Below are 15,378 nucleotides of genomic sequence, written 5' to 3' on the forward strand. Positions count from 1 at the left end.
TCTAGAGACGGCTTTTGCGCACCGGGATCGCTGTCGTCTGCTTGATTTCGGAAAGCGTCACCGTCGACTGGACGTCTTGTACGCCGGGCAGCTTCAGGATCACACGGAAAATGAACTGCTGATACCAGTCGAGCGATTCCGCGATGATCTTGAGCATGACGTCGCGCTCGCCGAAGATGGTGTGACATTCGACGATCTCGGGCGTGTTTTCGATCTTGCGGTTGAACTCAGCGCGGAGTTCGTCGCTGAGCGTTACCATCTTGAGCGTCGCGAAAATGTAGAGGCTGTCGCCGAACTTTTTGCGGTCGAGCACGGCCACCTGCCCGATAATATAGCCTTCGTCGCGCAGGCGCTGGAGCCGGCGCCAGCAGGGCGACTGCGAGAGGCCAACACGTTCCGCCAGTTCCGCCGTCGACAGCGCTGCGTCCTTCTGAATCTGCTCCAGAATCTTGATGTCGATCGGCGTCAGGGCTTCGGTCATGATATCCCCCAGGTACGGCCCAATATGTCCGAGAGCGGCCGTACTTCCACAACATAAATCTACCGGCGATGCGGGCAATGCCGGCTAAGCTTGCCTCATGCTGACCGATCTCCCCAGCACGGCAACGCCGCAGACGGGCGCGACGCGCACGGGCTCTGATGCGAAGGCGCCGAATTTTCTATGCAGAATGGCCGCGCGCCGAACGGAACTTCGCATAATCATTTCGCGATGCAACACATAGATTGCGTAGTCGGAGGGTTTCTCGCGCATGAAGTTCGCAACAGCTTTCGGCGGCGCCGTTCTGGCTATCGGCATAGGACTGGGCGGCGTCATTGCGGCGCCCGCCGCAGCGGGGCGGAGCGATGTTCGGGGGGTGCTCGACCAAGTCGATTACGCTGCCGTGGTGACCCGGCACAAGGGTCGGTTCGGCGGGCAGACGATCACCTACACCGCGACGGTCGAGGGGCTGTCGGTGACGACCGCTGCGGCCGAGGGCGCGAGGATCGTCAGCTTCGCGTATACCCGTGACAGGTCCGATCCGGCGAAGCGGCCTGTGATGTTCCTATTCAACGGCGGCCCGATCGTCGCCTCTCAATATCTGCACATCGGGGGCATCGGTCCAAAGCGCGTGGCCTATCCGGACGATGTGAAGGCCGATCCATCGACCTTCGCCCTCGTCGACAATATCTCCTCACCGCTCGACGCGGTCGACATGGTCTTCGTCGATCCGGCCTCGACCGGTTTCAGCCGGGTCGCACGGGGGACCGATCCCCGCGCCTATTTCTCGGTTAAGGCGGATGCGGCGCAGTTCGTCGCCTATATCCGCGCCTGGTTGAAGGCGCATGGCCGCGAACGGTCGCCCGTCTATCTGATGGGAGAAAGCTATGGCACCAACCGCGCGGCAGAGATCGCCGGGCAACTGGCCGACAGCGCCCAGCCGCTGAAGCTGGCCGGCATCTTCCTGTACGGGCAGGCCGCCAATATCGTCGAATATTCTCAGCGTCCCGCCAATGTCATCAGCTATGTCGCTTCGCTGCCGACGATCGCCGCGATCGCTTATTATCATGGTAAGGCCGACCGCAGGGGGCGCTCGCTCGAAACATTCCTCGCCGATGCACGCAGCTTCGCCAAGGGCGACTATCTGACCACCCTCTATCAGGGCAGCGCGGCGTCCGATGCCGACCGGCGCCGCGTCGCCGATCACCTCGCGGAGTTCAGCGGCATTTCCGCCGACTGGTATCTGGCCAATGATCTGAAGATCACCAAGGAGCGCTACCGGGTCGAACTGCTGCGCGACCGCGGACTGCTGCTGGGACGGTCGGACGCACGCTACACCGCGCCGATCACCGAACAGGGCAACGGCCCCGATCCCGCAGACGTGCTGGCGCACGCCGTGCAGCGCTTCATGCCGGTCTATCTGCGCGAGGACCTCAAGGTCGACTGGAAGAAACCCTATGTGCCGGCGGTCGAGATCGGCAGCCTCGACGACTGGATCTGGGGCGACGGTTCCAGTCCCTTTGCCGACTGGCCATATTACAAGGGCATCAGCAAAATGATGCTCCTCAACCCTGATTTCCGCCTGCTGATCGGGAACGGCATCTATGACACCCAGACGACGATGGGGGCTGCCGAACTGCTCGCGAACCAGTCGGGCTGGGATTCTGCCCGCGTGACGCTGCGCTATTATGACGGCGGTCACACCGGTTATTCGGTGGCGGCCACGGCCAAAGCCATCGGCGACGATATCCGCGCCCTCGTTCGTTGACCCGGGAGATCATTATGAGCATCGCCTTTTACGACAGCGAACAGGTCGAGCGGCTCCTCGACTATCCCGGTTGCATCGCAGCGATGCGCGAGGCGATGCGCGGCCTGGCCGAGGCGAACAAGGCGCAGCCGCTGCGACAGATCGTTCCCATTTCCGAGAATGCGACCTTGGGACTGATGCCGGGCGACCTGCCCGCGATCGACCGGTTTGGTGCCAAGCTGCTCAGTATCGCCAAGGATCCCAACCGACCGGGGCGGTCTCGCCATCTGGGCGTCGTGGTCTCCTTTTCCGCCACCACTGGCGAGCTCGAAAGCATATGCGATGCCCATGCGGTGACCGCGATACGCACCGCCTGTGCGACAGCGGCGGCGACCGATGCTCTTGCACGGCCGGATGCGCGCGTGCTGGCGATATTCGGTACCGGCCTGCAAGCCGAGACCCATGTCCGCGCGCTGAGCCATGTGCGCAACTTCGACCGCATCCTGCTGTGGGGGCGTTCGTTCGACACGGCGGGCGCGCTGGCTCGCAAGCTTTCGGCGGAACTCGGTGTGGCGGTGGAGCCGGTTTCCGAGGGACAGCGCGCGGCCGAGCAGGCCGACATAATTTGCACGGTGAGCGCCTCGGCCGAGCCGATCCTGCTGCGCGAATGGGTTCGCGATGGGACCCATGTAAACCTCGTCGGGTCCAGCCATCTAGGCCCGGCAGAGGTCGATGCGGCACTGGTCGTCGCCAGCCGCTACATCGCCGATTACCGGCCGGGCGTGTTGGCCCAGTCGGCGGAACTCGCCATAGCTCGAGAGGCGGGGCTCGTCACCGATGGCCATGTCGTCGGCGAGATCGGGGAAGTCCATGCGGGCACGCTGGTCGGACGCGAAAGCGTCGAGCAGATCACGATCTATAAGTCGCTCGGCCACGTCGTGCAGGATCTTGCGGCGGCGGCCTATATTCACGCGCGCGCCACCGGTCGAGATCTCGTCGCATGAGGATACCGTTCCTCCATGTGCTGCTGGTGCCGTTGCTTGTCGGCATATCCGCTGCAGCCTTCGCCGCCACTGAGCGGCTTTCGATCGTCGCCAATGGCGAGCAGGTCGGATCGGTGGTGATCGACACCGACGGGGATCGCGCCGTCGTGGATTACAAGGTCGACAATAATGGCCGTGGCCCGAAGCACAGGGAGGAACTGAATTTCGGGCCGGATGGCATCCCCGTCGCATGGGCGATCAAGGGAACGTCCCTGATGGGCGGCGCGGTCGAGGAGAGCTACCGCTTCGCCAACGGTCGTGCCCTGTGGAGCAGCCAGGCCGACGCCGGCAGCGTGACCGCGAAACAACCGCCCCTCTATGTCGTCAACGACGGAAGCCCCTATGCGACCTGGGTCTATGCCCGCGCCGCGCTGGCCCGGCCCGACCATAGCGTCCCGGTGCTGCCCTCCGGCCGGATCGCGATGGAGAAGCTCCGGACCTTGAAGCTCGGCGAGGGCGACGCCGCAACAGAGGTCACCGCCTGGCGGCTCACCGGGGTACAGCTCAACCCCAGCTATCTGCTGCTCGACAAAGACCTCGAGCTGTTCGCGGTGTTCGGACCCGGCACCGAAGGGACAACGGTCAGAGCCGGCTATGAGGCCGCCGTGCCCGTACTCGACAGGCTTGGGGTCGAGCTGGAGACCGAGCAGGCCCTGGCGCTCCAGCGGAAGCTCGCGCACCGCTTCGACAGCCCCGTCCGCATTCGCAACGTGCGGATCTTCGACCCCGACAGCGGCAAGCTCTCGCCCCTCTCGACCGTTGTCTTCATGCGCGACACGATCACGCAAGTGATAGCGGACGATCACCTGCCGATTGCCGAGGACCAGGCGGTGATCGATGGCGAGGGCGGCACTCTCTATCCCGGCCTGCACGACATGCATTCGCACGCGACCCTGTCTTCGGGGCTGCTGTATCTGGCTGCAGGGGTCACCGCGACCCGCGACATGGGCAACGACAACGCATTCCTCCAGGATCTGCTGCAGAAGATCGACGCCGGACAGGTCGCCTGGCCCCGCATCCAGGCCAACGGGTTCATCGAGGGGCGCAGCCCCTATTCGGCCCGCCACGGGTTCATCCCCGGCTCGATCGACGAGGCGCTGAAGGACGTCCGCTGGTACGCCGATCGCGGCTATGCGGAGATCAAGATCTACAACTCCATGAGTCCGGACTGGGTCAGGCCGATCGCGGCAGAGGCCCATCGATTGGGTATGCGGGTCACCGGCCATGTTCCGGCTTTCGACACGCCCGACCGGGTTATCGAGGACGGCTATGACTCGATCGCGCACCTCAACCAGCTGATGCTCGGCTGGATATTGCGGCCCGGGGAGGACAGTCGCACCACGCTGCGCCTGACCGCGATGGCGCGCGGCGGATCGCTCGACCTGCGATCGGAGCCGGTCCAGAAAACCGTGCGTCTGATGCAGCGGCGAGGCACCGCGCTCGACACCACGGTCGTCATTCTCGAGCAACTGATGATGAGCCGCGCGGGTCAGGTGCCGATGGGGCAGGAAGACTTCCTCTCGCACATGCCGATCGGTTTTCAGCGTTATCGCAAACGCTCCTTCGTCACGATCGCCGACAAGGCCGAGGCCGACGCCTATCAGGCTGGCTATGACAAGATGCTGGAGACGGTCGGCATGCTGCACAGGGAGGGGATTCGCCTGCTACCCGGTACCGACGACGCAACCGGCTTTTTCGTCCTGCGCGAGCTCGAACTCTATGTGAAGGCGGGGCTGACGCCGGCCGAGGCGCTGCGCACCGCGACCCTGGGTGCCGAGGAGTTCCTGGGCCGCGCCGATCGGCTGGGGACCATTGCCCGGGGAAAGCTGGCGGACTTCGTGCTGGTGCCCGGCGATCCGACCCGCGACATCGCCGCGATCCGGCGGCCGCGCATGGTCGTGAAGGGCGGAACGGTTTACTTCCCCTCCGAAATCTACACGGCGCTGGGGATCGAGCCCTTCACCATCGCGCCGGCCATTCGCCCCGCCTCGACGACCACAGGCCCCGGCAGCGGCAATGATGCCGTCGGATTCGGCTATGGGGATCACGTCCATGTGGATTGACCGTGCCCTGATCGGGCTTGCGATCGGGCTGGCCACGCTGCCGGCAATCGCCGCCCCGCCCCAGGTGGCTGTTTCCGCCAATGCCCCGGCACAGCCACGCATCTTCCGATCGGAGGGGCGCGGGACATTCGGGGGGACGACGCTGCGCTACAGCGCGGCGGTCGAGGAGTTCCTCCTGCCCGGCGCGAGCGTTTTCGTGACCAGCTATGTGCGCAACGATACCGGCGAGCCGGCCAAACGGCCGGTAGTCTTTGCCTTCAACGGTGGGCCGGGCTCGTCATCTTTGTGGCTGCACCTCGGCCTTCTGGGTCCGCGCCGCGTCGACTTCGACGATGCAACCCGGCCGCAGACCGTCGCGCCCTTCGCAACCGTGGACAACCCCGACAGTCCGCTCGATGTCGCCGATATCGTGCTGATCGACCCGCCGGGCACCGGCTATAGCCGCGTCCTGTCCAGCGGCAGAACCACCGATTTCTACGGCGTGGAGCAGGATGCCGGCGCCCTGGTTCAGGTCGTTCAGCAGTGGCTGCGCCGCCACGGCCGTATCAACTCGCCCAAATATATCGTTGCCGAAAGCTACGGCACGGTCCGCGCGGCGGTGATGGCGCGGATGATGGCGGGTGGCCCGACCCAGACCGGCAGCATGGATGGGCTGACGCTGAATGGCGTGGTTATGCTCGGGCAAGCGATGGACATGGCGCGTGGCGAGGGCGATCGCACCTATCTCTCCATTCTGCCGTCGCTTGCCGCCACCGCCTGCCATTTCGGCAAGGGGCCGGCGGGATGCAGCCCGGAGAGCCAGATCGAGGCGGCGAGGCGCTTCATCGAAACGACCTATCTCCCGGCGCTGTACGCCGGCTCGCAACTGCCTGCCGACCGCAGGACGGCGGTCGCTCGCGAACTGGCATCGCTGGTGGGCCTAGAAGAAAAAGACGTGGTTGCCGCCGATCTGCGCATCGCGGGTGGTGCGTTCGCGAAGCTGCTACTGGCCGGGGACGGGAAGCGGCTCGGCCTCTACGATGCGCGCTTCACCTTGCCATTGCAGGGAGCGGACGGCGATCCGGTCGCGGACGATCCGGCGATGGGCCAATATGTGCCGGGCTTCGTCGGTGCCTGGGCCGACTATGCGGCCAAGGGGCTCAAGGTTGATCTGGACGTCCCCTATGAGCCGATCGCCTTTCGCGAGGTCAACGGCCGCTGGGATTATGGTTTCGGATCGGGGGTGCCGGTGGGAAGAAATTATGCGCTCGATCTCGCCACGGCCATGAACCGCAATCCGGCGATGCGGCTGATGGTCGGTACCGGCTATTACGATCTGGTGACCCCGCTGGGCGAGGCCGATTACGTGCTGGCCCATGCCGGCATACCGCTCTCCCGGACGAGCATCCGCCACTATGAATCGGGTCATGCGCCCTATCTGGGCGCCAGGGCCCGAACCGCACTGGCCCGCGATCTGCGCGCCTTTCTGGTCGACGCCAAGTGACCGCGCCCGCCGATCGCGCGACGCTGCGCAAGAGTGTCGGACTCGTCGGCGTCGTCACCTTCGGTGCCGGCACCGCCATCGGGGTCTCGATCTTCTCCATTCTCCAGCCGACCGCCGCCGTCGCCGGATCGGGACTGCTCGCTGCGATCGGGGTCGCGGCGTTGCCGATGCTGGTCTTTGCGGTCGCCTATGCCTATCTCGGCTCGGCGCTTCCGGTGTCGGGCGCCTCCTACGAATGGCCGACGCGCTTCATTCATCCGGGTGTCGGCTTCATGATCGCCTGGCTGCGCGTTATCGCCAATGTCGGCGCCCTGACGATCCTGTCGCAGGTGATGGTCAGCTACCTCGGCATGGTCTTTCCGATACCGCTCAAACCCGCGATGGCGGTGGCGATAACCAGCGTCTTCGCGCTCAACTATGTCGGCGTGTCGATCGCAGCGAAGGTACAGGCGCAGCTGATGGCGCTGTTGCTGATCATCCTCGCCATCTTCGTCGGCACGGGCCTGCCGCATTTCGACCCCGTCCTCGTCGGCAATCCGCTCGATGCGCCACCGCTGGCGATCCTTGCCGTCGTGCCGCTGATGATCTCGCTGTTTCTGGGGATCGAGTCCGCCGTCGAGATCGGGGAAGAGGTGCGCGATGCGCAGCGCAACGTCCCGCTCGGTATCGCGCTTGCGATCGGCGTGACCGCGCTGGTCTATGGGCTCGTCGCGCTGACCGCGCTCGGCCTCATCGGACCGGCGAAGCTCGCGGTGAGCCAGGCGCCGCTGCTCGAGGCGGCGCAGGTGGTGCTGGGCGGTCTGGCGGTGCCGCTGATCGTCGGCGCCGCCTGCTTCTCGATCATCAAGTCGATGAACGCCGCCACGCTTACCTTCTCGCGCAGCCTGTTCGCCATGGGCCGCAACGGCGCTCTGCCGCGGGCGATCGGTGCGATCCATCCCCGCTTCGGGACGCCGCACCGGGCGATACTGCTCGGCTATGTCTGCGCCATGTCCGGGCTGTTCCTTCCGCCCAGCCTCATCTTCCTGCTGCTGGCGGTGAATGTCCCGACCATGCTCAAATATATGGCCTGCTCCTACTCGGCTACGGTCGTGGCGCGCCGGCATCCGGAGATCCACGCCCGCTCGGCGCTGCGCCTGTCCCCCCGAACGGTCGTTGCTGTCGGCTATGCGGGGGTGATCTGTGCCTTTCTGGTCGGGATCTTCGGAATCGAAGCTGACCCCCGCCCCTATATGCTGGTCGGCGGCTGGCTGGTCGTCGGTCTGGTCTACTGGTTCGCCAAGGGCTGGTTCGAGGCGCGCGGCAAGGCCACCCGCGCTTTGGGCGGTTAAGCGATCAAATTATGCGCAATGGCGCGCCGGCCTCACGAGATAGAATAATTAGTGCCGGCCGCCGGCGGTAGAGAGGCGTCATGTCGAACCAGTTATCCACGCCAATGCCGACGCCTTCTTCCGAAGCGGGAAGCTATGCGGACTGGGTCCGTGCCGCGCTCGTCACCGCCCGCCAGCGCCAGGGCAATGCGGTCAGCCTTTTCGAAAGCTCGGTACCCGAACCGCGCGAGTTGCTGCGCCACACCGTGCTCGAGGCGGTCGAGCCCCAGTTTTCGCGCTATTATGTCAGCGCGTTCGGCGACGGAAATCCCTTCGTCCGCGACATGCTCGCCGAACGTTATGCGGTCGACCGCAACCAAATTCTTTGCACAACCGGTGCCACGGGAGGCCTGTCGCTGGTCTATCGCGCTTTCGTGAAGCCCGGCGACCATGTGCTGATCGAAACCCCGGGTTTCGACTTGTTCCGCCACCTGGCGGAGGCCTCTGGCGCTTCGACCGATTGCTTCCACCGCAGCGGTTCTGCGTTCGCGATAGATGTGACCGAGATCGAGGCACTGCTGCGCCCCAACACCCGGCTGGTGGTTCTGTCCGATCTGCACAACCCTTCGGGCATGGGAATTGCACCCGGCGTGATGAGGGGCCTGGCCGAGCTCGCGGAGCGGCGTGGCTTTCTGCTGGTGGTCGACGAAGTCTATGGGGATTATGCCGCGCGCGAGCGGCGTGCAGGCCCGGCTTCGGCGCTGTCGCCGGCAGTCGTCAGCCTGTCGAGCCTGACCAAGATCTACGGCCTGGGCGTGCTGCGCTGCGGCTGGATCGTCGGTGCGCCGGAAGTGCTCGAGCCTCTGCGGCGCCTGAACGGTCGCGTGGAATTCGGCGTATCGACCTTGTCGCACGCCATCGCCGCGCACGTCCTGTCGAACGGAGCTGCATTCGAGCAGCATTCGAGCAGCTATGTCGAACGCTGCCGGCCGCGTTTTCAGACATGGTTCAACGACATGGTCGCCCAAGGCTTGATGGGTGGAGCGTTGCCGGATGACGGCTGCATCTGCTTCCCGTCGCTGACCGGCATCGCCGACAGCCGCGCCTTTTCGGAGTGGCTGATCGCGCGCTCCGGCGTGATCGTCGCGCCGGGCGAATATTTCGGCGCTCCCGGTCATGTCCGCATCGGCTTTTGCCAGGAGGACGGCAAGCTCGAAGCCGGGCTGCGGGGGCTGGAGGAAGGCCTTCGCACCTACGCACGGGACCGTGAGCCGATCGATCAGGCCTGAGCCACCGCGGACTTGGCGACCAAGCCGGTAAATCTTGATCCAACTCGGCCGCTGTCGGCGAAAATCTATGCGCGAAGCCGGTCCGCAAACGCGAATCAGAATAAATATGGCGGGCGACGATGGCTAATTTGTTGCGGCCTCGGTGAGGGATGTTCGCAGGTCCGACGGCGATAGTCGCGGGCCGCGGACGGGCCGAGGCATAGCGCGCGAAGCGGCTGGTCCAAGGGGGGCGGCGGCGATCCGTGGGTTCAGTGGAGGTAAGAAAGAATGAAGACCTTTAAACATGCCATCTCCATGTCGGCAGCGGTCGTCGCTCTGGCGGCGTCGATGCCGGCCGTCGCGCAGGACATGCGCCCGGCGGACGACAACGCGGCGGGTGACATCGTCGTGACCGCGCAGAAGCGCGCCGAGCGCCTGATCGACGTTCCGGTCGCGATCAGCGCGATTTCCGCCGACACGCTCACCTCGCAGAACATCAACCGCCTCTCCGAATATTTCGATCGCGTCCCCGGCCTTCAATATTCGAACCAGCGCGTCGCGGGTCTTGCGCTGCGCGGCGTTACCACCGGCGGCGCTACGGCACCGACTGTTGCCCTGCTCGTCGATGACGTACAGTTCGGCGGCACCACCGGCACCGGCCAGCCGCCGCTGCCCGATTTCGATGCGAGCGCCGTCAGCAGAGTCGAGGTGCTGCGCGGGCCGCAGGGCACGCTCTACGGTGCATCGAGCTTGGGCGGACTGATCAAATATGTGCTCAAGGAGCCGGACCTTCAGGCCTTTTCCGGCCGGGTCGAACTGGGCGGCACCGCCGTCTCGCACGGCGATACCGGCTATGCGCTGCGCGGCTCGGTTAACGTGCCGATCACCGACTGGCTGGCGGTATTGGGCAGCGGCTTCAAGCGGGAGGACGCCCCCTATCTCAACAACGCCAATCCGCAGGCGCTGAAAGCCAAGGACGTCAACACGCGAGACGTCTGGGGCTTCCGCGGTGCGGCACTGATCAAACCTGCCGATAATTTCCGCCTCGTCCTTTCGGCGCTTCGGCAGAAGACCGACGCGATGAACAGCGACCTCGCGATTACCGCCGGCGGCGTGCCGGTGTGCGTCGCCTGCACGCTCGCCGCAGCGCCGATCCCGGCGACCGCCCGGACCACGTTCGAGCCGGTTTATGGCGATCTGACGATCCGCTCGCTCGATTCGATCAACAAAGCCAAATTCCAGCTTTATTCGGCGCGCGGCGAACTCGAGCTCGGTGGCGTCACGTTGACCTCGATCAGCGCGTGGAGCCGGGCCGACAACGTCATCACCAGCGACGTAACCAATGTCTTCGGCGGCCTGCTGCGGTCGCTCTACGGCCTGTCGACGCGGCCGACCGTCCAGATCGCCAATGCCGACAAGACGCATAAATTCTCGCAGGAGGTGCGGCTCGGTGGCGACATCGGCACCAGTCTCACCTGGCTGGCCGGCGGCTTCTATACGGTCGAGCATGCCGCGACCGACCAGACGCTGATCGCCTCGGGCAGCCTGACCGCGACGCCCTATATCGGGACCGGCCCCGGCACCTATCGCGAATATGCCGGCTTCGGCGACCTGACCTGGCACGCGACCGACAAGCTCGATATCCAGGTGGGCGGCCGTTACGCGCACAACAAGCAGCATAACGAATCCACGCTGATCACCTCGGCCGAGACCGCACCGGTCTTCGGTTCGGGCACCACCATCGCGGATTCCAGCGACAACGCCTTCACCTGGCTGATCTCGCCGAGCTATCATTTCTCGCGCGACATCATCGCCTATGCGCGCATCGCGACCGGCTATCGCCCCGGCGGTCCCAACATCGCCGCTCCGCCGTCGGTCCCCAAGTCGTTCGGTTCGGACAAGGTCATCAATTATGAACTGGGCTTCAAGGGCAAGGTCGTTCCCGGCCTGCTGACGATCGACCTCTCGCTGTTCCAGATCGACTGGAAGGACATCCAGCTCCAGGGCACCGACTCGATCAGCTCGCTCACCTTCCTGTCCAATGGCGGCAAGGCGCGCAGCCGCGGTCTCGAGTTCGCGACGACCCTGACCCCGTGGGCGGGCATGACGATCGACACCAACCTGACGTTCACCGACGCGACCCTGACCGAGGATCTGCCGACGATCGCCAATGCCACCGGTCTGCGCGGCCTGGATGGCGATCGCCTGCCCTTCTCCGCCCGCGTCGCCGCCAACATCACCGCGAACCAAAGCTTCCCGCTCAGCGACCGGCTCGAGGGCACTGTCGGGTTCACCGTCGTCTATCTGGGCGATCGTGCGGGCACCTTCGTGACCAACGCGGCGAACGCCACCCGTCCCCGCATCGCCCTGCCGGGCTACACCACGGTCGACGTCCGCGGGGGCCTGACCTTCGACGAGGTGTGGGGCGCGAACCTCTATGTCCGCAACCTGTTCGACAAGCGCGGCGTGGCCGCAGCCGACAACCGCAACGGCGTCAACGTACCGACCGCGCTCTTCATCCAGCCGCGCACCTTCGGCCTGACGCTGACGCGATCCTTCTGACGCGCGCGGGGGCGTTGCTCCCGCGATGGAAAGGGAGATGCGCACATCCCGCATGTGCGCATCTTTTCGGGGGCAGTATCGAGGGCGAGATGGTGCACGGAACGACGATCAGGAATTTTCTGACGGGCTTCTCGCTACCTTTTGCCCTGGGCGCGCCTTCCATGGCGGGTGCGGCGGAACGACACGGCTCCCTTGCCGTGACGCTGGCGCCAATCGCCGCACCTGCCGCCCCGACGACCATCGGCTCCGTCGACGTCACTCTGCGATTCGAAGGGCTGGCTGTCGCCAGGGGCGAGCCGCTGCTGCGCCTGCCGTTGGTCAGCAGCAATGTCGACAGCGTCGCGACCGTCATTACGGCAATGACAGCCCATGACGCCAAGGGCCCCGTGGATCTGACCCCTCGTACCATCGACCTTCCCGAGACCGGCCTGCGCGATGCCGTCGGCGGTGGTCCGTCGCGCGAGTGGATAGCGGACAGGGCTGTGGAGGGCACGGTCACGGTTCGCTACAGCGTGCCCGCTCAGGCGACCCTCCCGCCGCGCGGACCTGCGCCGCCCTTCTCCTTCTCCGCCGACGGGGGCGGAGTGTCCGCCGCCGGTCACGTCTTCCTGCTCCTGCCGCCGGGCGAGCATCATTATCGGACCACCTATGGCTGGGACCTGTCCCGCGCGCCGAGGGGCAGCCGGGGTGTCAGTTCGCTGGGCGAAGGAACGGCGACGGCCGTCGAACCGCTCGACGGTGCCCAGATCCGCATGAGTTTCTTCATGGCCGGGCGGATCGGCACTTATCCGGCGAAGATCCCGAGCGGCGGTTTCTTCGGCGCATGGCAGGGGGTTCCCGCCTTCGATGCCGGCAGCCTGCTCGCCTGGACCGGTAGGCTCTACGACCATTATGCCCGCTTCTTCGGACAGAAGGCGTCGCCGCCTTATGGCGTGTTCCTGCGCTACAACCCGATCAACGCAGGCGGAGGCGTCGGTCTGTTCCGTTCCTTCGTGACGACCTTCGGGCGGGGCAAGGGATCGAACGCCGAGAAGATCAAGCTGACCCTGGCGCACGAGATGTTTCACACCTTCCAGCCTTTCATCGGCAATCCGGCGGGGCTGGAATCCTCCTGGTTCGCCGAGGGGCTGGCGACCTTCTACCAGGCGCGGCTGCCCTTCCGCTTTGGCATGATCGGGGCAGAGGCGTATCTGGCCGACATCAACTGGACGGCGGCGCGCTACTATAGCAGCGCGATGGCGACCGTCCCCAATGCGGAAGTGCCCAAGCGGTTCTGGGCTGACACCCGCGTCCGTACGCTGCCCTATGATCGCGGCATGCTCTATTTCGCGACGGTCGATGATGCGATGCGCAAGGGATCGCGCGGACGCAAATCCCTCGACGATCTCGTCTTCGCGATGCTCGCGCTCGAAAAGGCCGGCAAGGTCACCGATAATGGCGACTGGGAAAAGCTGCTTGCCGCCGAACTCGGCCCAGGAGCGGTCGACGCGTTCCGCGCCTTCCTCGACGGGGCGATGCCGCTTCCGGCCTCCGACGCCTTCGGACCCTGCTTCCGCCGGACCACGGCAAAACTGCGGCGCTATGAGCTGGGTTTCGCGACCGACGTCCTGGCGCAGCCCAAGCGGATCGTTCGCGGCCTGCTGCCCGGATCGGCCGCGGCACGCGCGGGACTTAAGGATGGCGACGAGATCGTCGATCCCGTCCCCCAGGACGGAATCCAAGGCGAACAGACAGAGCAGATTCAGCTGAAGGTTCGCCGGGGCGACAGCCTATTCTCGCTTACCTACCTACCGCGCGGGGAGGTCGTCGATGCCTGGCAGTGGGAGCTTGTGCCCGACCGTGAGGGCAAAATGGGCTGCGCGCTCTAGACGCCCCTTTTCGTCGCCGAGGAGAGGACCCGAGCCTGCCCGCGCAACCCGCCGCTGACTCCCACCTTTGGCCTCGACGTTTCGTCGAACATCAACTCATTGCGGCTGGCGCAGAGCCGCCGCAACGTCGGACGCGGCAGGCCACGGCAATCCTTCGTTCTGCTGGCTGCCGGGATCAGGTCTTGGCGGGCGAAAGGCAAAAATCCGCCCAGATCTGCCTCAGAGCGCGTCGCTTAGCCAGGTCTCTAGCCGATCGGCGCGAACGCCGATAATTGAGCGACCCGAGAGATAGGTGACAGACTGTACCGGAGACATGGGTGACACATCTCCCCTGCGATCGCAGGGGAGATGTGTCGATGCCGTGGAAGGAAGTCTCCGTGATGGACGAACGTCTGCGCTTCGTGGCCCGCATATTGGAGGGCGAGCCGATGACCGATGTGTGCCGGGAGTTCGGCATATCTCGCAAGACCGGCTACAAGATCGTCAGTCGGTACCGCGAGAATGGGCCGGTCGCGCTGTGTGACCGCTCCCGCCGTCCGGTTCGATACGCCAATCAGCTGCCCGACCAGATCGTACAACTGCTGATCGCGACCAAGAAGGATAAGCCGGGATGGGGTGCCCGCAAGATCCGGGAGTTGTTGGTGCGCAAGCTCGACGGGGATTATCGCGTACCGTCCGTCAGCACGGTTCACGCCGTGCTCGATCGCCATGGACTTGTTACCCGCGCCAGAAAGCGGCGAGGCAAGGCGTCCGGAACATCCTTGTCGCCCGGCCTCGCGCCGAACGAGCTCTGGTGCACCGACTTCAAGGGCGAGTTCAAACTCGGAAGCGGTCGATATTGCTACCCGCTCACGGTCACCGACCATGCGTCGCGCTTCCTGCTCGCCTGCGAGGCGCTGGAATCGACACGCGAAATGCCCGTCATCGAGAGCTTCGAGAGGCTGTTCAGGGAAAGAGGTCTCCCGGCCGCCATCCGCTCCGACAATGGCGTTCCCTTCGCCAGTCCCAACGGCCTCTACAACCTGTCCAAACTGTCCGTCTGGTGGCTCCGCCTGGGCATCACCATCGAACGGATCAAGCCGGGTCGCCCCCAGCAGAACGGCCGGCACGAACGCATGCATCGTACGCTCAAAGCCGAGGCGACACGCCCGGCGCGCATGAACTTCCTACAGCAGCAGGACCGGTTCGACAGCTTCGTCACCGAGTTCAACCAAGAGCGCCCGCATGAAGCGCTCGGCATGAAATATCCCGCCGAACTCTACACGCCCTCGACGAAACCTTATCAGGGCCTGCCCCCGGTCGAGTACCCGTTCCACGACCGCGACGTGCTCGTCACCGCCTGCGGGCGAATCTGCATGCACCGGAAAAAGGTCAACATCTCGACCGTTCTCGCCGGCCAGAAACTCGGCATCAAGGAAGTCGACGACGGAATATGGCTCGTCTCATTCCTCGACTACGATCTCGGATATATCGACTTGGAACAGAAAACCCTGCAAACCATCGACAACCCGTTCGGCACGAGGTTGTTACCCATGTGACCGGAACAATCCGTCACC

General features: G+C 65.0%; 10 protein-coding genes. 9 read left to right on the forward strand and 1 reads right to left on the reverse strand.

The window, feature by feature from the left end:
* Position 1: 1 nt before the first annotated feature.
* Entirely contained in the window at positions 2 to 481 is a 480-nt protein-coding gene (locus tag G6P88_RS10150; RefSeq protein ID WP_165323047.1) for an Lrp/AsnC family transcriptional regulator, read from the reverse strand.
* Positions 482 to 749: 268 nt separating this feature from the next.
* On the opposite strand from G6P88_RS10150, the gene G6P88_RS10155 reads away from it, so the two are divergent.
* From G6P88_RS10155 to G6P88_RS10195, 9 genes are all read left to right on the forward strand, one after another.
* A complete protein-coding gene (locus G6P88_RS10155; protein WP_165323048.1) occupies positions 750 to 2,246 on the forward strand; it encodes a S10 family peptidase in 1,497 nt (498 codons plus the stop codon).
* A 14-nt stretch (positions 2,247 to 2,260) separates the two neighbouring features.
* Positions 2,261 to 3,229 carry an ornithine cyclodeaminase family protein gene (locus tag G6P88_RS10160; RefSeq protein ID WP_165323049.1) on the forward strand — a complete coding sequence of 323 codons (969 nt, stop codon included), beginning with the start codon at positions 2,261 to 2,263 and terminating at the stop codon, positions 3,227 to 3,229.
* Positions 3,226 to 5,331, forward strand: coding sequence for an amidohydrolase family protein (locus G6P88_RS10165; protein WP_165323050.1), 2,106 nt, complete (start codon positions 3,226 to 3,228; stop codon positions 5,329 to 5,331). Before G6P88_RS10160 ends, G6P88_RS10165 begins: the two co-directional genes overlap by 4 nt.
* Positions 5,321 to 6,814: a S10 family peptidase gene (locus G6P88_RS10170; protein WP_165323051.1), complete on the forward strand. Its 1,494-nt coding sequence runs from the start codon at positions 5,321 to 5,323 to the stop codon at positions 6,812 to 6,814. Before G6P88_RS10165 ends, G6P88_RS10170 begins: the two co-directional genes overlap by 11 nt.
* On the forward strand, positions 6,811 to 8,145 hold the full coding sequence (locus G6P88_RS10175) for an APC family permease (RefSeq protein WP_165323052.1): 1,335 nt from the start codon (positions 6,811 to 6,813) through the stop codon (positions 8,143 to 8,145). Before G6P88_RS10170 ends, G6P88_RS10175 begins: the two co-directional genes overlap by 4 nt.
* 104 nt (positions 8,146 to 8,249) lie before the next feature.
* Positions 8,250 to 9,413: a pyridoxal phosphate-dependent aminotransferase gene (locus G6P88_RS10180; protein ID WP_226946511.1), complete on the forward strand. Its 1,164-nt coding sequence runs from the start codon at positions 8,250 to 8,252 to the stop codon at positions 9,411 to 9,413.
* Positions 9,414 to 9,680: 267 nt separating this feature from the next.
* Positions 9,681 to 11,954 (forward strand): TonB-dependent receptor, encoded by a 2,274-nt coding sequence (locus G6P88_RS10185; RefSeq protein WP_165323054.1) that lies wholly within the window; start codon positions 9,681 to 9,683, stop codon positions 11,952 to 11,954.
* 89 nt (positions 11,955 to 12,043) lie between these two features.
* The gene (locus tag G6P88_RS10190; RefSeq protein WP_226946512.1) at positions 12,044 to 13,822 is read left to right on the forward strand and encodes a M61 metallopeptidase family protein; all 1,779 of its coding nucleotides are present in this window, start codon (positions 12,044 to 12,046) and stop codon (positions 13,820 to 13,822) included.
* Positions 13,823 to 14,202: 380 nt separating this feature from the next.
* Entirely contained in the window at positions 14,203 to 15,360 is a 1,158-nt protein-coding gene (locus tag G6P88_RS10195; protein WP_226946830.1) for an integrase core domain-containing protein, read from the forward strand.
* Positions 15,361 to 15,378 lie beyond the last annotated feature (18 nt).

The organism is Rhizorhabdus phycosphaerae (assembly GCF_011044255.1).
Taxonomy (GTDB): Bacteria; Pseudomonadota; Alphaproteobacteria; order Sphingomonadales; family Sphingomonadaceae; genus Rhizorhabdus; species Rhizorhabdus phycosphaerae.

Excerpts from the sequence above, each read along its gene's own strand:
- G6P88_RS10150 (WP_165323047.1), bottom strand. The coding sequence starts at position 481 with ATGACCGAAGCCCTGACGCCGATCGACATCAAGATTCTGGAGCAGATT.
- G6P88_RS10155 (WP_165323048.1), top strand. The coding sequence starts at position 750 with ATGAAGTTCGCAACAGCTTTCGGCGGCGCCGTTCTGGCTATCGGCATA.
- G6P88_RS10160 (WP_165323049.1), top strand. The coding sequence starts at position 2,261 with ATGAGCATCGCCTTTTACGACAGCGAACAGGTCGAGCGGCTCCTCGAC.
- G6P88_RS10165 (WP_165323050.1), top strand. The coding sequence starts at position 3,226 with ATGAGGATACCGTTCCTCCATGTGCTGCTGGTGCCGTTGCTTGTCGGC.
- G6P88_RS10170 (WP_165323051.1), top strand. The coding sequence starts at position 5,321 with ATGTGGATTGACCGTGCCCTGATCGGGCTTGCGATCGGGCTGGCCACG.
- G6P88_RS10180 (WP_226946511.1), top strand. The coding sequence starts at position 8,250 with ATGCCGACGCCTTCTTCCGAAGCGGGAAGCTATGCGGACTGGGTCCGT.
- G6P88_RS10185 (WP_165323054.1), top strand. The coding sequence starts at position 9,681 with ATGAAGACCTTTAAACATGCCATCTCCATGTCGGCAGCGGTCGTCGCT.
- G6P88_RS10190 (WP_226946512.1), top strand. The coding sequence starts at position 12,044 with ATGGTGCACGGAACGACGATCAGGAATTTTCTGACGGGCTTCTCGCTA.
- G6P88_RS10195 (WP_226946830.1), top strand. The coding sequence starts at position 14,203 with ATGGACGAACGTCTGCGCTTCGTGGCCCGCATATTGGAGGGCGAGCCG.